Here is a 19536-nt window from a genome sequence, read left to right as displayed (position 1 = left end):
TGCGAGGAAGAATGACGAAGCAATCTCTTAATTAAATAGACAGATTACTTCGTGCCTCGCAATGACGTTAGTTGTTTTCTAATATCTTCTTTAATACCAATTGAGCAGCGTATGTTCTGTTATTTGCTTGTTCAATAACTAATGAACTGTCAGAATCTAAAATAGCATCTTCTACTACAACATTTCTTCTAACAGGTAAACAGTGCATAAATTTTGCTTCACCAATTTTTTCTTTGGTAATCATCCAATCTAAATCTGTTTTTAATATTTTTCCGTAGTCATCGTAAGAACTCCAGTTCTTTGTATAGATAAAATCTGCATCTTTAAAAGCTTCTTCCTGATTATGATAAATAGGAGTGTCCTTTGTTATTTCTGAACTTAAATTATAACCTTCAGGGTTTGCAATTACAAATTCGATATCCATTTTTTGCATTGCTTGTGTAAAGCTATTAGCAACAGCGTGTGGCAAAGCCTTTACGTGTGGAGCCCAACTTAACACTATTTTTGGTTTCTTTTTTGTAGTGTTTTCAGAAATAGTAATTGCGTCTGTTAAACCTTGCAAAGGATGACCAGTAGCACTTTCCATGCTTATAACTGGTACTGAAGCAAATTCTACAAATGAATTTAATATCTGTTCTGATTCGTCTAGTTCTTTATCCGTTAAGGTAGGAAAAGCTCTTACAGCAATAATATCGCAATATTGAGATACTACAGCGGCAGCTTCTTTAATATGTTCTGCAGTGTTTCCATTCATTACTGTTCCATCGCCAAACTCAATTCCCCAGGCATCCCCAGAAACATTCATTACAATAGGATCCATGCCTAAATTTAAAGCTGCTTTTTGTGTACTTAAACGTGTACGCAAGCTAGAGTTGAAAAATAACAAACCTAATGTTTTGTTTCTTCCTAACTCAATGTTCTTTAGAGGGTTTGCTTTAATTGTTTTTGCTTCTTCAATCCAAGAATTGATATTGTCTATGTCGTTAATGGATGTGTAATGTTTCATTTTTTACTTTTTTTTATCAGATCCTATAGATTTTAAATTTTATAGGCCTTCTTTTATGATACCTAAAAGGTTTTAAAACCTTTTAGGTAAATTATTTTATTTTTGTAAATGGTACTGTATTATTCATGGCATTGGTCATAAAATTGTCTTCTAAACCGTTTACAATCCAAGTTTCTATGTTTGCGTTTTTTGCAAGTTCTGCTGCTTCAACTTTAGAAGCCATTCCGCCACTTCCGTGGGATGATTTAGAATTTACAACTTCATCCTTTAAATGGTCAAAATCTTCAACAACCAAAATAGTTTCTGGTGCGTTGTTTTTAAAAGACTCTTTGGTGTAAATTCCATTGGTATTTGTGGCAATAATTAGTAAATCTACATGTAATAAAGTAGCTGTTAAAGCTGCTAGTTTATCATTATCACCAAACTGAATTTCATCGGTTGCAACCGTATCATTTTCGTTAATAATAGGAATGTAGTTGTTGTTTACCAACACATTAATAGTGTTTACAATATTGGTTTTACTTTGTTGTTTTTCAAAATCTGAATAGGAGAGAAGGCATTGAGAACTCAATAAACCGTATTCTCTAAAAATTTCTTGATAGATTCTAATTAAATGTGGCTGACCAATAGAAGCCAAAGCTTGTTTTACAAAAACTTCTTCATGTTTACTTTCTAGTTTTACAAACTGTTTTGCAACGGCAATTGCTCCAGAACTTACTATAATAAACTCACAAGTATCTTGTAATTTTGCAATCTGATTCGCAATATCTTCAATTTTTCCTCTAGAAATATTATCCGTTTCTTTGGTAAGCGTGTTAGAGCCTATTTTTAATAAAATACGTTTCTTTTTTTGCATTGTGTTTAATTTTCAACTGTTTACTGTGATTGTAAACTGCCAACTAAAATTTTTAACTTCTCACCTGTCCATTTCCATGAACGTACCATTTATTGGTTACCAAATGCTGTAAACCGATTGGCCCACGTTGGTGTAATTTGTCTGTACTAATTGCTAATTCGCCACCCAAACCTAATTGACCACCATCTGTAAAACGAGTAGAAGCGTTATGATAGACAACTGCGGTATCTACGTTTTCCATAAATACTTTAGCTTTCTTAATTTCTTTAGTAATAATTGCTGATGAATGTCCGCCAGCATATTTGTTAATCATTGCAATAGCGTCAGTATTTGAAGCTATTTCACCAATTACAATTTTATAATCTAAAAACTCTTCGTACCAAACTTCGTTTGATGAAATCTGATTTAATTGATGGTTTTTAGCTACAGTTTCATCACCTAGAACTTTAATTTTAGATTCGTTTAATTTTGATATTAATTTATTGATGAATACTTCTTTATTAGTAAGATTAGCATCAATTAATACTTTATCAACAGCATTACAAGCAGATATTTTTGATTTTCCGTTGATGATCACATCAATTGCAATATCTAAATCAGCATCATTACTTACATACACAAAGTTGTTTCCTCGTCCGCTAATTATAACAGGACACGTAGCGTGTTTTTTTACAAAAGCAATTAAACGTTCGCCACCACGAGGAACAATTAAATCTACCTTTTGTGTTGGTTTTTCTAAAAAAGCTTGTGTTTCTGTTCTGTTAAATTGTAAATATTCTACCCAATCTGTAGAAGCATTGTGCTTTTTTAAAGCCTGATGCCATAATTCAACAATTTTTAAGTTAGAATTTAAAGATTCTTTACCACCTTTTAATAATATTTTATTTCCAGATTTAAAAGCAATTCCTGCAGCTTCTACAGTAACATCTGGTCTCGATTCATAAATAATAAGAATCGTTCCAAAAGAAGCCGTTTTATTATAGACTTGCATTCCGTTATCATGCTTAAAACTAAAACGCTCTACACCAACCGGATCTTCTTGTGAAGCTAAATGTTTTGCAGCAGCAATCATTTCATCCACTTTTTTATCATCCGCTTTTAAACGATCGAACATAGAAATATCATCTCCTTTATAAGATTCTAAATCTTTTTTGTTGATACAAATAATAGCTTCTCTTTCTTTATCAAGAAGTTCTGCCATTGTAAGTAAAACAGCATTTCTAATTTCAATTGATAATAACGTATTCATAGTTTAAGTTTATAGTAATCAGTTGCAGTTTCTAGTATTAGTTTAAGTAAAAATCTTTGCGACTTTACGGGAGCAAATTATTCTCCTAAAGCATCAACCAAAGCTTCAAAAAACTGATTGATATGCTCTTTCTTTAGTGTTAATGGAGGTAAAATTCTTAAAAGGTTTTTATTCATCGCACCACCTGTAAAAATATGATAGTCATAAATTAGCTTCTTACGTAAATCTCCAACTTCAAAATCGAATTCTAAACCAAGCATTAATCCTTTACCTTTTATATTCTTTATTTGTGGAATTGTCTTTGCAATTTTTATGAAATAGCAAGACATTTCATTTACATTATCTATTAGGTTTTCCTCTTCAATTACTTTTAAAACAGATAAACCAGCAGCACAAGCCAAATGATTTCCTCCAAAAGTAGTCCCTAACATTCCGAATTTAGCTTCAACATTTGGGTGAATTAAAATTCCCCCAATCGGGAAACCATTTCCCATTCCTTTTGCTATCGAAATAACATCGGGAGTTACATTATAATGCTGAAAAGCAAAGAATTTACCAGACCTACCGTAACCAGACTGCACTTCATCGGCAATAAAAAAGGTGTTATTTGCTTTACAAAGTACATCTACTTGTTCGAAAAACTCACTAGTTGCTTGATCTAAACCACCAACTCCCTGAATAAATTCAACGATAACCGCACAAACATCACCTTTTTCTAGTTCTGTTTTTACAGCGTCAATATCATTTAATTCTAAAATAGTAACCTTTTGTTGCGCGTTAATTGGTGCAATAATATTTTTATTATCGGTTGCAGCAACCGCAGCAGAAGTTCTACCATGAAAACCATTTTTAAACGCAATAACTCTAAATTCTCCGGTTTTAAAAGAAGCTAATTTTAGGGCATTTTCATTTGCTTCAGCACCAGAATTACATAAAAATAATTCGTAGTCTTTGCAGCCAGAAAGGGCTTCTAATTTATCGGCTAATTGAACTTGTAAAGGATTCTGAATAGCATTCGAATAAAAACCTAGTTTTTCAACCTGACTGGTTATCGCTTTTACGTATTTAGGATGTGCATGACCTATAGAAATTACAGCATGTCCGCCATATAAATCTAAATATTCTGTTTTGTTTTCGTCATAAACATAAACTCCTTTAGCTTTTACAGGAGTAACATTGTACAGAGGATAAACGTTAAATAATGGCATAATGATAGTTTTTAGTAGCAATGGGTTTACACCCGTTGATTAGTTTTTAATTTGGTTAATTTTATCGAAAGATTTATTGATCCCTTTAATTAAAGAAGAGCTTAAACCTTGGTGTTCCATTTCGTTTAACCCTTCTATTGTACAACCACCAGGAGTGGTAACTCTGTCTATTTCTGCTTCTGGATGATTGCCTGATTCTTTTAATAAACTAGCCGCACCAAAACATGTTTGCATGGCTAATTTATGGGCTTCATCGGCTTCAAAACCTAACTGAATTGCGCCTTGTGTAGTGGCACGAATTAAGCGCATCCAAAAAGCAATTCCGCTTGCACAAATTACTGTTGCGGCTTGTAATTGTTCTTCCGGAATTTCCATAGACTGACCTAAGCTATTAAAAATAGTTTTGGCTAATTCCACTTTTTCTTTTCCTTTTGTATTTGGCGAAAGGCATGTCATAGACTGACCAACAGCAGCTGCAGTATTTGGCATAGAACGAATAATAAATTTATCGACTCCAATAATAGCCTCTATTTTTTCTATAGAAAAACCTGTAATTACTGTAATTATAACATGATTTTCTGTTAAAAGAGATTTTAAATCTTTTAAAATTTTATCTAAATGTCTTGGTTGAACGGCAAATATTAAAATGTCAGAATTTTTAACAGCTTCTTCATTATCCGAAGTTAAAACTACTTCATTATAAGTGTTAAAACTTGCTATTGAACTTGTATTTCGTTTTGTTAAATACAAAGAACTTACCACTTTGTTTTTTAATAAACCTTTGGCAATAGACTGTCCTAAACTTCCTGCTCCAATAATTGCTGCTTTCATAATTAATATTTTTTTACGTTCCCTAAAGGTTGCGCTTTACACTATATCTTATTTTGTTCTCGATACAAATTTTTTTAAACCGACACCAAAAAAGGATGGAGCCTGTCTTGAGCGTAGCCGAAAAGTTTCAATCGCTAACTCGAGTTACTTACTACTAGAAGTAATTTGCTTTTAAATTTAAACCTAGGGTTTCTTCAAAACCATGCATTAAGTTTAAATTCTGAATTGCAGCACCAGAAGCGCCTTTTAATAAATTATCAATAGTGGTTGTAATTAACAACTTATTGCCGTGTTTTTCTAACTGTACTAAACACTTGTTGGTGTTTACAACTTGTTTCATAAAAATGCTTTCATCAGAAACAAAGGTAAAAGCAGCATCTTTATAATACGCCTTATAAATTTCTGTTGCTTCTTTAAGAGAACCATCGAACTTTGTATACGTAGTTGCAAAAATTCCTCTAGAAAAATCACCACGATTTGGCATAAAATTAATTTCAGAATTAAAACTAGGTTGTAGTTGGTTTACAGTTTGGTTGTACTCTCCTAAATGTTGATGATTAAATGCTTTATAATGAGAAAAGTTATTATCTCTCCATGTAAAATGTGTCGTTGCAGATAATGACGTTCCTGCTCCAGTTGCACCTGTTACTGCATTAATATGCACATCATCTTTTAACAAACCATTTGCTGCTAAAGGTAAAATAGCCAATTGTATTGCAGTGGCAAAACAACCAGGATTTGCAATGTATTTTGCTGTTTTTATACTTTCTTTATCTAATTCTGGTAAACCGTACACAAAATCTTTACCTTCAAAATTCTTATCAGCAAGTAATCTAAAATCATTACTTAAATCAATAATTTTCGTGTTATCAGAAAAGCTGTTTTTTTGTAAAAATGAAGTTGAGTTTCCATGACCTAAGCATAAAAATAAAACATCTACATCAGCATTTATTTCACTTGTAAAACTGATGTCTGTATCACCAATTAAATCTTGATGCACTTTATACAATTTGTTACCAGCGTTAGAAGTACTGTATACAAAATTGATATTTGTCTTTGGATGATTCAACAATAATCTAATTAATTCACCAGCAGTATAACCAGCTCCTCCTATAATTCCTACTTCTAAATTTTTCATGCTTTTGAAAATTTTTAACTGTGTAACTGTTTAATCGTGTAATTGTTATGTTGTGTAATCGTTGTGAAAATAATCACTTAAACAATTACACGATTCAACATTATTTGTTATTTACTTGTCTGTATATTTTATTCTGATTTCCTAAAATTTTAATAAAACCTTTTGCATCATCTGCTGTCCAAGCTTTGTTTTCTTCTCCATACGTACTAAATGCACTAGACATTAAATCGTGATCAGAAATTATTCCGTCTAAAGTAAAATGATAAGGTTTCAAAGAAACTACTACATTACCTGAAACCATTTTTTGAGAACTTTGTAAAAAAGCTTCCGTATCTCTCATTACAGGATCTAAATATTGCCCTTCATGTAAATGCATTCCGTAAAAACTAGATAAATACTCTTTATGCTGTAATTGCCATTTTGTTAAGTTGTGTTTCTCTAACAAATGGTGTGCTTTTACTGTGATTAAAGCCGCTGCAGCTTCAAAACCAACTCTTCCTTTTGTACCAACAATTGTATCACCAACATGAATGTCTCTACCAATTGCATATGCAGAAGCGATGTCGTTTAATTTTTCGATATTTACTTCCGGAGCATTTTCTTGTCCGTTTAAAGCAACAAATTCACCATTTTTAAAAGTTAGAGTTACTTTTTCTTCACCTTCTTTTTCTAATTGAGAAGGATATGCTTCACTAGGTAAAGGTAATTCTGACTTTAAAGTTTCTACTCCACCAACACTAGTTCCCCAAAGACCTTTGTTTACAGAATATTTAGATTTTTCCCAAGGCATATCAATACCTTCAGATTTTAAATAATCTATTTCTTCTTGTCTTGTTAATTTTTGGTCTCTAATTGGCGTAATAATTTTGATTCCAGGAGCCAAAGTTTGAAAAATCATATCAAAACGAACTTGATCATTTCCTGCACCTGTACTACCGTGAGCAATATATTCAGCTCCAATACTCTTTGCGTATTCTACAATTTCAATTGCCTGAATAATTCTCTCTGCACTTACAGAAAGTGGATACGTAGCGTTTTTTAATACGTTACCAAAAATTAAATACTTTACTACTTTGTTGTAGAACGTAGCAACTGCATCAATATTTTTGTACGTAGAAACTCCCATTTTATAGGCGTTACTTTCAATGTGTTTAATCTCTTCTGTTGTAAATCCGCCTGTGTTAACACTTACGGCATGTACATCATATTCTTTAGATAAACTAACTGCACAATAAGATGTGTCTAAACCTCCACTATAAGCTATTACTAATTTTTTCATAATATTATTCTTTATTTTTTTTAAGAAACAATGCTTGTTTTATTCGTTTTAATCTTTGAAATGTTTTTTCTTTAAAAGGAGTTTTCTCTTCTTTTTTTATTTTTGCAGGATCAAAAAGCATCCCCGTACACAAACACATTTTTCTGTCTGTTCTTGTTAAAACATCGTAGTTTCTACAAGTTTGGCATCCATCCCAAAAAGATTGATCGTCTGTTAACTCAGAAAAAGGTACAGGTTTATAGCCTAAGTCGCTATTTAATTTCATTACAGCAAAACCAGTTGTAATACTAAAAACTTTCGCATCTGGAAATTTAGTTCTAGAATGCTCAAATATTTTTTGTTTTATTTTTTTTGATAACCCAATATTCCTATAATTTGGGTGTACAATTAAACCAGAGTTGGCAACAAATTTTCCATGCCCCCATTTTTCTATGTAGCAAAATCCTGCAAATTCACCATTTTGTAATGCTATTACAGCATTACCGTTTTCCATTTTTGTGGCAACATATTCTGGTTTTCTTTTTGCGATACCTGTTCCTCTAACCTGAGCAGCATCTTCTATTGTTTTGCAAATAATATCTGCATAAACAATATGTGACTTGTTAGCAATTACAATTTCCATTGCATTGTGTTTTTTATTTTATTAAAGTTGTTGTTTGTTCTTTTTGAATGTAGAATCGGACTCACCTAAACTCTATAATTATCTAAACACCCAAAGGGCGAATAGAAAAACTACGTCGTAAATTGTTATTTTTTAAGATAACGAAAGATTGTAAGTAAGTTTTGTAAGAATTGTTCACGATAAAATAAATAAATGGATAAATACTATAATAAGTTGTCTTGTAGCTAAAGTAGAATATTAGCGACGGCGGTTGCGCAAGCGCAAGCTGGGAACTATTGTAGTACATAAATTATTTATTCTTGTGGTAATCATACTGCTAAAGTAAATATTTTTTAAAAATTATTATCAAAAATGTAGTGCTTTTTTATCAGTTTTATCAAATTTAAACAAATTTATGGTTTGCGTTAAAAATAAATCAACAGATATCTTAAAAAATCTTTTTTTCATAATATTAATGGTGATTAAATTACTGCTTATTATTTATTACTGATTATTTTATGTGAAAACTACAACTCATCCTTAAAAAATTACAACTCGGTATTCTTAAATTTATAGAACTAAGGTTGATTTGCATCTTTGTAGTATAATTAACCACTTAAAACAACTTATTATGAAACTTATCTTAGCAATTTTAACAACGGCAATGTTATGTGTTACAAACTTAGTAACAGCTCAAAACAAAACAATTACAGCAACTGTAGTAAATATTACTTCAGATTCTGGTAAAGTTGGTTTTGCTTTATATGACAAAACAAATTATAGAATGAAACCAATACAGAGTGCTAATGCTATAATTGAAGCAGGGAAAAGTACAGTGGTTTTCGAAAACGTAGAAGGAGGCGAATATGCAATTATTTGTTATCATGATAAAAATGATAATGATAAAATGGATTTTAAAGCTAATGGAATGCCTTTAGAAGATTATGGTGCTTCTAACAATAACATGACTTTTGGTCCGCCAAGATTTGAACATGCAAAATTTAAGGTTAACGATAAAAATGTATCTTTAGAAATTAAATTTTAGTTAGAATTTTTTAAGAACAATTTCCCAAAATGAAGACACCTACCAACCACATTTATAATAAAATTAAAGATGATTTTATACTTTGTACAAAACTGACCATAGTTATAGGGATCGTTTTTATAGTTATAAACCAACAATTTAGTTTTAAAGGTGCAGGTATTACCTTTTTAATTTCGGGAATGTATTCTTTTACTTTAGGACTTGGAAACGGAATTATTAATGAATACTTAAACACCAAATGGGATTGGGTTAAAGAAACCAACAAAAGAGTTTGGGCAGGAATTATAACTACCGTAATTTATACAGTAATTGCCGTTTTAATTATTCATTTTATACAATATATATTGCTTTTTGGATATAAAGTAGAAAACTTCTTTCAAGGATATTTAGTTTGGGTCCATTTATTTGCAATCATATTTTCATTAGGAGTCGCTGCTTTTTTTCATGCCAAAGGTTTTATGGTGAATTGGAAAAGTGCTATGACCCAGGAAACTACCAAACAAGAAATTGTTGCAAAAACAGAAACTGCAAAATTTGAGTCTCTAAAAAATCAATTAGATCCACATTTTTTATTCAATAGTTTAAATGTGTTAACGAGTTTGATTGGAGAAAACCCTGCGCAAGCAGAAAAATTTACAACCAAATTATCTAAGGTATACAGATATGTTTTAGAGCAAAGAAACAAAGATTTAGTACCTATTGAAGAAGAATTAAAATTTGCAAAAACGTATATGCAGTTGTTAGAAATGCGTTTTGAAGATGCAGTGAAATTTAATATTCCAGATACCATAAGTAATAATGACTTAAAAATTGTACCACTTTCTTTGCAACTTTTGTTAGAAAATGCGGTAAAACACAATGTGGTTTCATCTTCTAAACCTTTAACAGTTAGTATTTATGAAGAAGATACTTATTTAATAATAGAAAACAATGTAAATCCTAAAGAAGCAATAGGGAAAAGCACTAAAGTAGGATTGCAGAATATTGCGGATAGATATGGATTGATCACTCAAAAGGGAGTGAAAATAGATAACAATAACAAAACTTTTAAGGTGAGTTTACCTCTCTTATATAAAATGAACGATATTATGTACAACGACGATTTAGAAAATAGCAAATACGTGAAAGCAGTAGAAAGAGTAGAAAAATTAAAAGAATTTTATCAGAATTTAGCAGCTTATTGTATTGTAATTCCTTTTTTAATTTTTATCAATTTAAGGTTCTCTTCAGGTTTTCATTGGTTTTGGTTTCCAATTTTTGGATGGGGAATGGGATTGGCATTTCACTTTTTAGAAGTAAATAACTACAATATTTTCTTAGGCAATAATTGGGAGGAAAGAAAGATAAAAGAAATGATGGAAGCCGAGAATCAGCATAAAAACAGAAGATAATGGAAAAGGAACTTACACAAGAACAAAAATATATTTTAGCAAAGAAAAGAGTTGAAAAGATTAGTAAATTCTATAAACACCTGGCAACTTATATTATTGTAAACAGCTTTTTAAGTGCCATTTTTATAGTTGGAGATATAAATGATGGAGATACCTTTATGGAAGCTTTTTCTAATTATCATAATTATAAAATTTGGTTTTTTTGGGGAATCGGAATTGCTTTTCAGGCTTTGAATACTTTTGGTTTAAGTTTGTTTATGAATAAAGATTGGGAGCAAAAGAAGATTCAGAAGTATATGGATGAACAAAATTATAGAAGATAATTATGGATACAGATACTACGCAAAAACAACAATATATTAGAGCGCAGAAAAGAGTAAAAAAGATAAAAGGGTTTTACACACATTTAAGTATTTATTGTATTGTGATACCGATTATAATTTTTGTAAATTTAAAATTCGAACCTCATTTTCATTGGTTTTGGTTCTCTTTATGTGGCTGGGGAATAGGGCTTTTCTTTCACTGGTTGTCTGTTTTTGGACTAAAGTTATTAGGTTTAGGAAACAATTGGGAAGAAAAAAAGATTAAAGAATTTATGAATGAAAAAAAATAGTTATGGAAAGAGATTTTACAAAAGAACAAAATTATATTAAAGCTAAAAAAAGAGTTAAAGCAATAAAAGGTTTTTATGTACATTTAATGGTTTACGTTTTGGTAAACATTTTTATTAGTGGCGTTGTTATTTTTGGCTTAATGCAAAGCGGATATAATTTTGAAGATGCTATAAGTAACTTTGGTACTTATTCTACTTGGCTTTTTTGGGGAATTGGTATGTTTTTTCATTGGATGGGCGTTTTTGGTTTTAAATCGATTGGCTTTGGCGCAGATTGGGAAGAAAAGAAAATTAAAGAAATGATGGATAAAGAAGATCTCAGGAAACATAAATTATAAGATTATGGAAAATTTAGACGAAAAGAGATTTTTTGAAGCAAAACAAAGAGTTGCAGAAATTAAAAAGTTTTACAAACATGTTGTAACCTATGTTTTAGTAAATTTATTTTTAACATTTGTTTGGACGTTTTCTTTTAAGATTTTCGGTGACTTTGTGCTAAGCAATCAATACGATTCAGACGGATTTAAGCATATTCCTTTTTGGTTAATTTGGGGAGTTGTTTTGTTAATTGATACTTTTAAAACATTTGGTTTTGCAGGTGTTTTTAATAAAAATTGGGAAGAGAAAAAAATCAAAGAATTTATGCAAGATTAAAATCAACTGAATATTATTTAAACAAAAAGAAGAATTTAAAAATATAAAAGACCAACAATCTTAAAAAGCGATTACAAAAATGAATGTATTAATAATTGAAGATGAAAAACCTGCAGCAAGAAGGCTAAACAGAATGTTAGCAGCATTAAATTTAGAAGTTCAGCAGATGTTGCACTCGGTAGAAGAGTCTTTAAATTGGTTACAAAACAATGAACATCCAGATTTGATTTTTTTAGATATTCAGCTTTCTGATGGATTGTCTTTTGAGATTTTTGAAGAAATAGAAGTGAAATCTGCTATTATTTTTACTACTGCTTATGATGAATATGCGTTAAAAGCATTCAAGTTAAATAGTATTGATTATTTGCTAAAACCTTTAGATGAAGATGAACTAAAAGTTGCCGTAGAAAAGTTTAAAGAATATCGGCCAAAAGAAACAGAAGTACAGGTAAACTTGGATGAAATTCGTAAACTATTGGTGAATCCCGTAGATAGAAAATTTAAAAAGAGATTGACGATTAAGGTTGGTCAACACATAAAAATTATAAATATTGATGAGGTAACATGTTTTTACAGTGAGAATAAATCTACTTATATTCATACAAAAGAAAATAGGAATTACTTGCTAGATAATTCTTTAGAAACTTGGCAAGAACAATTAAATCCGGAACATTTTTTTAGAGTTAACAGAACTTTTATTGTGCACATAAATGCTATAAAAGACATTATAGCATATTCTAATTCTCGTTTAAAGTTAATCTTAGATTCTTATTCTGATAGTGAAATTATTGTGAGTAGGGAACGTGTAAAAGATTTTAAGAACTGGATTGACTAATATCGTTAATTTATTATTAAAGAAACCTTTAGTTTTAGAGTTAGATTTGTTTCCGTACCTATTTTCTTATAACTTCGCTAACTTCTGATAATTGGACTTTGAAACGATGTGATATCATCGTTAACATTAAACTCAATTAAAAAACAGCAACTAAATGGAAAATAAGGAAATAATAAAGAAGTTTTACACATCATTTTCTAATGGAAATGTAACAGGAATGCTAGAATGTTATCATAAGGATGTTGTCTTTAAAGATGCTGTATTCGGAAGGTTAGAGGGAGATAGAGCTTTTAAAATGTGGGAAATGCTACTTTCTAATAAAAAACAAGACACTACTATTAACTTTAGTAATATAGAAGCAACTGCAGAAAACGGAAAAGCAAATTGGGTAGCAGAATATCTTTATGGAGACAAGAAAAGAAAAGTGGTTAATAGAGTTTCTGCCGATTTTAGATTTAAAGATGGTAAAATTATACAGCATTTTGACACTTTTGATTTATGGTCTTGGACAAAACAAGCAATGGGACTTCCTGGTTATTTATTGGGATGGTCCTCTTTTATGAGAAATAAAATTCAGCAAACTACCAACAACCGATTAGATGTTTTTATAAAAAAATAACAACGCCTAATTAACATAAGATTCAGTCATTTTAATGATGTATCAATACTAAAATTAAATTGTAAGTAATATTGTAATTTAGTAAAAATATTATTATATTCACTAAAAAAATGCTATGAGCTTAATAACAATTCAAAAATCACACAACATTTCCGATTTATTTATACTAAAAGGCAGGTTAGAGCACGAAGGAATTAAATGTTTTTTACTAAATGAATTTACAACTCAAATAATGCCACATATGGGATCATTTGAAGTTGAGCTACAAGTTCATGATGCAGATATAGATAGAGTAAAAGAGATTTTAGCTGAAGTTAATCAAATTGAGTAGAATTAACATCAGAAATAAAGCGGATAGATTACTTTAATACTGAAAATATAAAAGCAAAATTGTAATTGTTTAATCAAATGCTTCTTTAAATATTACTGTATGAACAAAATAAATGAGGTTTAAATCTAAAATAAAAATAGTTCTTTAAGGATTACTTTTGTTTTTATCAAGAAAATATTTTTATTTAAAGGTTTAACTACTTAGAATCTTAAAATTAGTGAACTTGTTTTTAAATAATTTATTGGCAATTAAATAATAAGAACTCACTGCTTCACTTCAATAATAAACCTAACTTCGCATCCTCATAAAAAAATACAATTGCTGAGTATTTGCAATTGAAAAACACACGACATGAATATTTACCAACAAATAGAAGCAGAAATTCAAGCTGCTTCAAACATCGTTATTACAGCACACAAATCTGCAGATGGAGATTCCATAGGTTCTTCTTTAGGTTTACTTCATTTTATAGAAAAGTTAGGAAAGAAAGCAGTTGTTTGTCACCCAGATAAAGCACCAGATTTTTTATATTGGTTAGATACTTCTTCAATTCTTTTAATGGAAGAAAACCCGGAAGAAGTAACAGTAGAAATGCAAAAAGCAGATTTAATTTTCTGTTTAGATTACAATGCAACCAATAGAGTAGGTCCAGAAATGCAAGTTTTGTTAGAAGAAGCAACTTGTAAGAAAATTATGATAGATCATCATTTGAACCCTGAAGAATTTCCTACAATCACAGTTTCAGAAACTACAGCATCATCAACATCACAATTAATTATAGATTTAATAGAGCAATCTGGTCATTTAGAATTGTTAGATGAAAAAATAGGAACCCCTTTATATTTAGGAATTTTAACAGATACAGGAAGTTTTAGATTCAATTCTGTAAAACCAAGAACACACGAGGTTTTAGCTAAAATTTTAGCAGCAGGAGTAGAACATCATTTAATTCATGAAAAATTAAGTGATAATAATACAGAAACTCGTTTGCGTTTACAAGGATATGCAATGAGTGAGAAATTAGAAATTTTATACGATTATAATGTGGCAATTATTTCTTTATCTAAAGAAGAGTTGGCGAAATATCACTATAAGAAAGGAGATACAGATAGTTTGGCAAATTTAGTTTTATCAATAAAAGGGATGAAAGCTGCTATTGTATTTACTGAAAGAGACGGAATTATGAAAATTTCTTTCCGTTCTAAAGGAGCAGAAAACCCGGTTAATATGTTAGCAAAAGAACATTTTAACGGAGGAGGACATGCTAATGCTTCTGGAGGAATGAGTGATTTAACTGTTGATGAAACTCTAGAAAAATTAAAAGGATTAATTCCTGAGTATTTTCAGAAATAAGACCAATTGTCTTTTACATATAAAAAGAGGTTTTAGCTTTACAAAGTTAATACCACTTTTTTATTGCGCTCAATTTTAATTTTTTTCAAAACTAGTTCAAAGAATTATTTACGTTCAATAAAACTTTGATTATTTTTATCAAAAATTAGATAAACATGATGCAACATTACGAGTTTGTTAATAGAAAAGGCATTACAAAAAGAATTTTTAATCTGTTAGTAGTTGTTTCTTTTCTAACCATATTCTTTTCTTGTAATAGTAACGATGATAATTTATTTAACGAGGAAGAAATTATACAAAAAGACGCTAAAATAGAAGATTTAGCGGGTGCTTGGTCTATTTATAAAGTTGAATATGATGGAAACGAAGCTTCTGTACCTGCAACAACTGAAGAGTGCGGGAGAGATTTTTTTATTTACAATAGTTCTGGTACTTATGAAGAATTTCTCTATCAAGAATCCTATCTATGTCAACCGACACAGAATACGTTAAACTGGACTTTAAATAATGGAATAATTACGTTAAGTTCTGATGAAGACAATCAGTATGAAACAATAAAAATTAAAAATTTAAGTAAAGATAACTTTGTGTTTTTTGCTAGTTTAGATACGGATGGTGACGCTGTTAAAGAACAATATACTTTTACTGCTTACAGATATTTACCACCAAATGAAATGGATTTGTATACAGCTACTTTTCAAAAAAAGGAAGAGGAGCCATTTACAAATCACATAGAATTTGGTTGGGATGCATATAATGGCTACAATACATTTGAAAAATACGAGATTTATAGAAATGGTAAGGACTGTAACTTAAACGGAGCTACTTTATTAAAGACAATTACAGACGTAAATTTAAATACTTTTATAGATGAAGATCCTTTATCAAATAGCGAAGCGTGTTATTTTCTAAAAATTTACACTAATAAAGGCCTTTTAGGAGAAAGTGATCCGAGGTATATAAACCCTGAATTTATATTTCCAGAAAATGTTGTTTTTAAAAATGCCGAAGTAATTGAGAATGAGGTTTCTTTATCTTGGGAAAAATATTCTGGTTATTATTTTTCTCATTATGAGATAAGAGTGCAAGATCAGAATGAGAATTCTAGCCCTAATATAGAAAGCGTTAAAATTATTTCGGATATCAATACAACCACCTTTATAGATGAGAATCCACCTTATGTAAACAATCCTATTTATACTATTTATGTGCACAATATATTTGGGAATATTAGTAACTTGAATGATGAGAAATCTGTTGTAGAAACAGCTTTTATAAGACCAGAATTGTTAGACGCTGATTATATTAAATATTTAAGTTTTGATCCGGAAGGTCAATCCTTTTACTTTTATTTAAGAAATACCAAAAACGAGCCAAGATTGGTAAAATATGATTATATCAAGCAAGAAATAACAGCAGAAGCTTTTAAACTACCAACGTCGTATACAGAAGTGGAAATGAAATTAATTACTTCAGAAAATGGAAAAGAACTAGTTTTTTCTCAAAGTGATAACCTATTTATTTACGACGCAGAAACCTTAAATTATAAATATTCTTTAGTTTCATCATATAGGGCAATGGGTAGTTTTGAATATTTTGATGATAATATCTGGGTTTTATCAGACAGTGATGATGTTTTTACTTACAAAAGAAATGGAGATCAATTTGTAGAAATTGATGAAAAACCACATTTTTCAGATCACCAAGGAGGTCAGAATTATGAAATTACAAAATTAGATAAAAACAACTTTTTTTTAAGTCATAATAACGAGGGCAGAGCAATACATTATAGTATTAGTAATACAGGAGAAATCTCTAATAATGGAATAATAGAAATTCCTTTAAAATTCAAATATAATAGTGATGTGTCAGCAAATACAACAAGTTCTTATTTACTAAACAAAAAAAGAAATACGGTTTATTCTTTAGATGACTTTTCTAAAATAGTAAGTTATTCTACTCCAATAGTTACATCAAATTTTAGTAAAAATGGGACTGAAATTTATGGTACAAATAATGATTCAGAAGTTTATGATAATCATAAAAATTTTAAAAAGGAAATTATAGTTTATAGTATTTTAAATAATAATTTTAGAACCTTACCTACAAAAGGATTTCCACTATACATTGCAGAAGATAATTTAGGAAATATAATAAGTCTGTCTTCTGGTTTTCCTAGAAATTCTTATTATGATAGTTATAATGGCAATGTTGCAGATCTGTTTGTAGAAATTATTAAATAAGCAAAACAAACTCTTTAAATAATTTCACAACAATCAAACTTTGATTATTTTTATCAAAATTTAGTTTTAAATGAGTCAGAAAGAAGAATTTTTTGAATACATCAATAACGGTTACAAAACCAAAGGCGATTTTATAGCATTAGGTGCCGCAATGTTAGGGGAAGAAACCGTAACAGATGCGCTGGTGAAAATACCACTTAAAACTCTAAATAGGCATGGTTTAATTGCTGGAGCAACCGGAACAGGAAAAACAAAAACACTACAAGTTTTAGCAGAAAACTTATCAGAAAAAGGAGTCCCTGTTTTGTTGATGGATATTAAAGGAGACCTTTCTGGTTTGGCACAACCTAGTCCAGGACATGCAAAAATAGACGAACGTCACGCAAAAATTGGTTTTCCGTTTACGGCACAAAAATTTCCTATAGAAGTTTTAACGATTTCTGAACAAGACGGAACAAGAATGCGTGCTACAATTTCAGAATTCGGACCTGTTTTATTATCAAGAATTTTAGACTTAACAGAAACTCAAAGTGGAATTGTTGCCATCATTTTTAAATATTGTGATGATAATAAATTTGCCCTTTTAGATATTAAAGATTTCAAAAAAGTTTTACAATACGTTACCAATGAAGGTAAAGAAGAAATTCAAGCGGAGTATGGGCGAATTTCATCTTCATCTACAGGTGCAATTTTGCGTAAAATTGTAGAGATAGAACAACAAGGAGGAGATTTATTCTTTGGCGAAAGATCTTTTGAAGTAGAAGATTTAACAAGAGTAGATGAAGACGGAAAAGGAATTATTTCTGTTTTGCGTTTAACAGATATTCAAGACAAACCAAAGTTGTTTTCAACATTTATGTTACAATTATTAGCTGAGGTCTATGAAACTTTCCCAGAACAAGGAGATAGTGACAAACCGGAGTTAATCATATTTATAGATGAGGCGCATTTGGTATTTGAAGAAGCTTCTAAGGCTTTATTAAATCAAATAGAAAGTATTGTAAAATTGATTCGTTCTAAAGGGATTGGTTTGTATTTTGTTACGCAAAACCCTAAAGATGTGCCAGAAGATATTTTAGCACAATTAGGTTTAAAAATTCAACATGCATTAAGAGCATTTACAGCAAAAGATAGAAAAGCTATTAAGTTGGCTGCAGAAAATTATCCATCTTCTGAGTATTATGACACCAAAGAAGTTTTAACGCAATTAGGAATTGGAGAAGCTTTTGTATCCGTTTTAAACGAAAAAGGAATTCCAACTCCGTTGGCAAGAACCATGTTACGCGCACCAATGAGTAGAATGGATGTTCTAACTGATAAAGAGTTAAAAAATGTAATTAACAACTCACGTCTTTTCTATAAATACAATGAAAATTTAGACAGAGAAAGTGCGTACGAATTATTGAATGAAAAGATAGAAAAGGTTAATATTGCAGAAGCAAAAGCTATACAAGCAGAAACCGATAAAAAAGAAAGAGAAAAATTAGCAAAAGAAAGGGAGAAGGAAAGAATAAGAGAAGAAAGAGCTTCTAGAAGTACTACCAGACGCAGAAGTACGGCACAAAATCCATTAATTAAAGTATTAACAAGTGCAACTTTTATTAGAGCTGCATTTGGGATTTTAAAAAAAGTATTAAAATAAGAAATAAATAAAAAGAACATTTAAATAACAAACATACTATAATGATTAACAAAAATATCCTTCCAATTATTGCAATCGCATTTTCACTATTTGTAATTAGCTGTGATAATACTAGTAAATTTAAAATAGAAAAAGGTAAAGTTGGTGCGCTTACAACCACAACTACAATAAAGGAATTAAGTACTATTTTTAAAAACGATTCTATTGTTAAAAATTTAAGTGAAGGTGCACAAGGAGACAATTATTTTCAAGAAGACGATGAATATTTCATTTTTGAAAAAGGAGGAAAATTGTTACTTACAATTTTGCCAAAACAACAATTAGATTCTACATCTACAATAAAAAGTATAGAAATTAATGATGTGCGTTATACAACTGCATCTGGAATTAATTTAAATTCTAGTTTTTCAGAAATAAATGCCAATAACAATATTAACAGAATAGAGACTACTTTAACTTCTGCAACGCTTTTTTTAAACGACTTAAATGCAACAGTTGCTATAGATAAAGAAGAGTTAGGTCTAAAAGAATTGATTACTCAAAAAGTAACAAAAGAACAAATTCCAGATTTAGCAAAAATGAAATCTTTTATCGTTTGGTTTAATTAAATTTTAGGGCAAATTTTGTCGCTTTATTTTTTTA

At 30.0% G+C, this 19536-nt stretch carries 21 protein-coding genes; 13 read left to right on the top strand and 8 right to left on the bottom strand.

Features of this window, described 5'->3' with window-relative positions:
- Window positions 1-67: 67 nt before the first annotated feature.
- The 8 genes from H0I27_RS11085 to H0I27_RS11050 form a co-directional block, all read right to left on the bottom strand.
- On the bottom strand, window positions 68-1006 hold the full coding sequence (locus tag H0I27_RS11085) for an acetylornithine carbamoyltransferase (RefSeq protein ID WP_218730769.1): 939 nt from the start codon (window positions 1004-1006) through the stop codon (window positions 68-70).
- A 91-nt stretch (window positions 1007-1097) separates the two neighbouring features.
- Window positions 1098-1862 carry a glutamate 5-kinase gene (gene proB, locus H0I27_RS11080; protein WP_218730768.1) on the bottom strand — a complete coding sequence of 255 codons (765 nt, stop codon included), beginning with the start codon at window positions 1860-1862 and terminating at the stop codon, window positions 1098-1100.
- Window positions 1863-1914: 52 nt separating this feature from the next.
- Window positions 1915-3111: a glutamate-5-semialdehyde dehydrogenase gene (locus H0I27_RS11075; protein WP_218730767.1), complete on the bottom strand. Its 1197-nt coding sequence runs from the start codon at window positions 3109-3111 to the stop codon at window positions 1915-1917.
- A gap of 77 nt (window positions 3112-3188) precedes the next feature.
- Entirely contained in the window at window positions 3189-4319 is a 1131-nt protein-coding gene (locus H0I27_RS11070) for an aspartate aminotransferase family protein (protein ID WP_218730766.1), read from the bottom strand.
- A 39-nt stretch (window positions 4320-4358) separates the two neighbouring features.
- Window positions 4359-5150, bottom strand: a complete 792-nt coding sequence (gene proC, locus H0I27_RS11065; protein WP_218730765.1) for a pyrroline-5-carboxylate reductase — start codon at window positions 5148-5150, stop codon at window positions 4359-4361.
- A gap of 154 nt (window positions 5151-5304) precedes the next feature.
- Entirely contained in the window at window positions 5305-6288 is a 984-nt protein-coding gene (gene argC / locus H0I27_RS11060; RefSeq protein ID WP_218730764.1) for an N-acetyl-gamma-glutamyl-phosphate reductase, read from the bottom strand.
- A 100-nt stretch (window positions 6289-6388) separates the two neighbouring features.
- Complete coding sequence (locus tag H0I27_RS11055) at window positions 6389-7567, bottom strand: argininosuccinate synthase (RefSeq protein WP_218730763.1); 1179 nt, start codon at window positions 7565-7567, stop codon at window positions 6389-6391.
- 4 nt (window positions 7568-7571) lie between these two features.
- Window positions 7572-8189 (bottom strand): GNAT family N-acetyltransferase, encoded by a 618-nt coding sequence (locus tag H0I27_RS11050; RefSeq protein ID WP_218730762.1) that lies wholly within the window; start codon window positions 8187-8189, stop codon window positions 7572-7574.
- A gap of 610 nt (window positions 8190-8799) precedes the next feature.
- On the opposite strand from H0I27_RS11050, the gene H0I27_RS11045 reads away from it, so the two are divergent.
- The 13 genes from H0I27_RS11045 to H0I27_RS10985 all read left to right on the top strand — a co-directional run bounded on the left by H0I27_RS11045 (window position 8800) and on the right by H0I27_RS10985 (window position 19502).
- Window positions 8800-9213, top strand: a complete 414-nt coding sequence (locus H0I27_RS11045) for a DUF2141 domain-containing protein (RefSeq protein ID WP_218730761.1) — start codon at window positions 8800-8802, stop codon at window positions 9211-9213.
- A gap of 29 nt (window positions 9214-9242) precedes the next feature.
- Window positions 9243-10604 carry a 2TM domain-containing protein gene (locus tag H0I27_RS11040; protein ID WP_218730760.1) on the top strand — a complete coding sequence of 454 codons (1362 nt, stop codon included), beginning with the start codon at window positions 9243-9245 and terminating at the stop codon, window positions 10602-10604.
- Window positions 10604-10927 carry a 2TM domain-containing protein gene (locus H0I27_RS11035; RefSeq protein WP_218730759.1) on the top strand — a complete coding sequence of 108 codons (324 nt, stop codon included), beginning with the start codon at window positions 10604-10606 and terminating at the stop codon, window positions 10925-10927. Before H0I27_RS11040 ends, H0I27_RS11035 begins: the two co-directional genes overlap by 1 nt.
- Before the next feature lie 2 nt (window positions 10928-10929).
- Window positions 10930-11217 (top strand): 2TM domain-containing protein, encoded by a 288-nt coding sequence (locus tag H0I27_RS11030; protein ID WP_218730758.1) that lies wholly within the window; start codon window positions 10930-10932, stop codon window positions 11215-11217.
- A gap of 2 nt (window positions 11218-11219) precedes the next feature.
- Complete coding sequence (locus tag H0I27_RS11025) at window positions 11220-11555, top strand: 2TM domain-containing protein (protein ID WP_218730757.1); 336 nt, start codon at window positions 11220-11222, stop codon at window positions 11553-11555.
- A gap of 4 nt (window positions 11556-11559) precedes the next feature.
- Complete coding sequence (locus H0I27_RS11020) at window positions 11560-11871, top strand: 2TM domain-containing protein (RefSeq protein ID WP_218730756.1); 312 nt, start codon at window positions 11560-11562, stop codon at window positions 11869-11871.
- A gap of 79 nt (window positions 11872-11950) precedes the next feature.
- On the top strand, window positions 11951-12706 hold the full coding sequence (locus H0I27_RS11015; protein ID WP_218730755.1) for a LytTR family DNA-binding domain-containing protein: 756 nt from the start codon (window positions 11951-11953) through the stop codon (window positions 12704-12706).
- Between the two features lie 154 nt (window positions 12707-12860).
- A complete protein-coding gene (locus H0I27_RS11010) occupies window positions 12861-13325 on the top strand; it encodes a nuclear transport factor 2 family protein (RefSeq protein WP_218730754.1) in 465 nt (154 codons plus the stop codon).
- A gap of 115 nt (window positions 13326-13440) precedes the next feature.
- The gene (locus H0I27_RS11005) at window positions 13441-13656 is read left to right on the top strand and encodes a DUF2007 domain-containing protein (RefSeq protein WP_218730753.1); all 216 of its coding nucleotides are present in this window, start codon (window positions 13441-13443) and stop codon (window positions 13654-13656) included.
- Window positions 13657-14007: 351 nt separating this feature from the next.
- Window positions 14008-15009 carry a bifunctional oligoribonuclease/PAP phosphatase NrnA gene (locus tag H0I27_RS11000; RefSeq protein ID WP_218730752.1) on the top strand — a complete coding sequence of 334 codons (1002 nt, stop codon included), beginning with the start codon at window positions 14008-14010 and terminating at the stop codon, window positions 15007-15009.
- Between the two features lie 155 nt (window positions 15010-15164).
- Window positions 15165-17252, top strand: a complete 2088-nt coding sequence (locus tag H0I27_RS10995) for a lipocalin family protein (protein ID WP_218730751.1) — start codon at window positions 15165-15167, stop codon at window positions 17250-17252.
- Window positions 17253-17322: 70 nt separating this feature from the next.
- Complete coding sequence (locus tag H0I27_RS10990; RefSeq protein WP_218730750.1) at window positions 17323-18894, top strand: helicase HerA-like domain-containing protein; 1572 nt, start codon at window positions 17323-17325, stop codon at window positions 18892-18894.
- 41 nt (window positions 18895-18935) lie between these two features.
- Window positions 18936-19502 (top strand): hypothetical protein, encoded by a 567-nt coding sequence (locus tag H0I27_RS10985; RefSeq protein ID WP_218730749.1) that lies wholly within the window; start codon window positions 18936-18938, stop codon window positions 19500-19502.
- The last annotated feature ends 34 nt before the right edge of the window (window positions 19503-19536 follow it).

This window comes from Polaribacter sp. HaHaR_3_91 (assembly GCF_019278525.1).
GTDB lineage: Bacteria > Bacteroidota > Bacteroidia > Flavobacteriales > Flavobacteriaceae > Polaribacter.
This window is presented reverse-complemented; position numbering and strand designations above follow the sequence as displayed.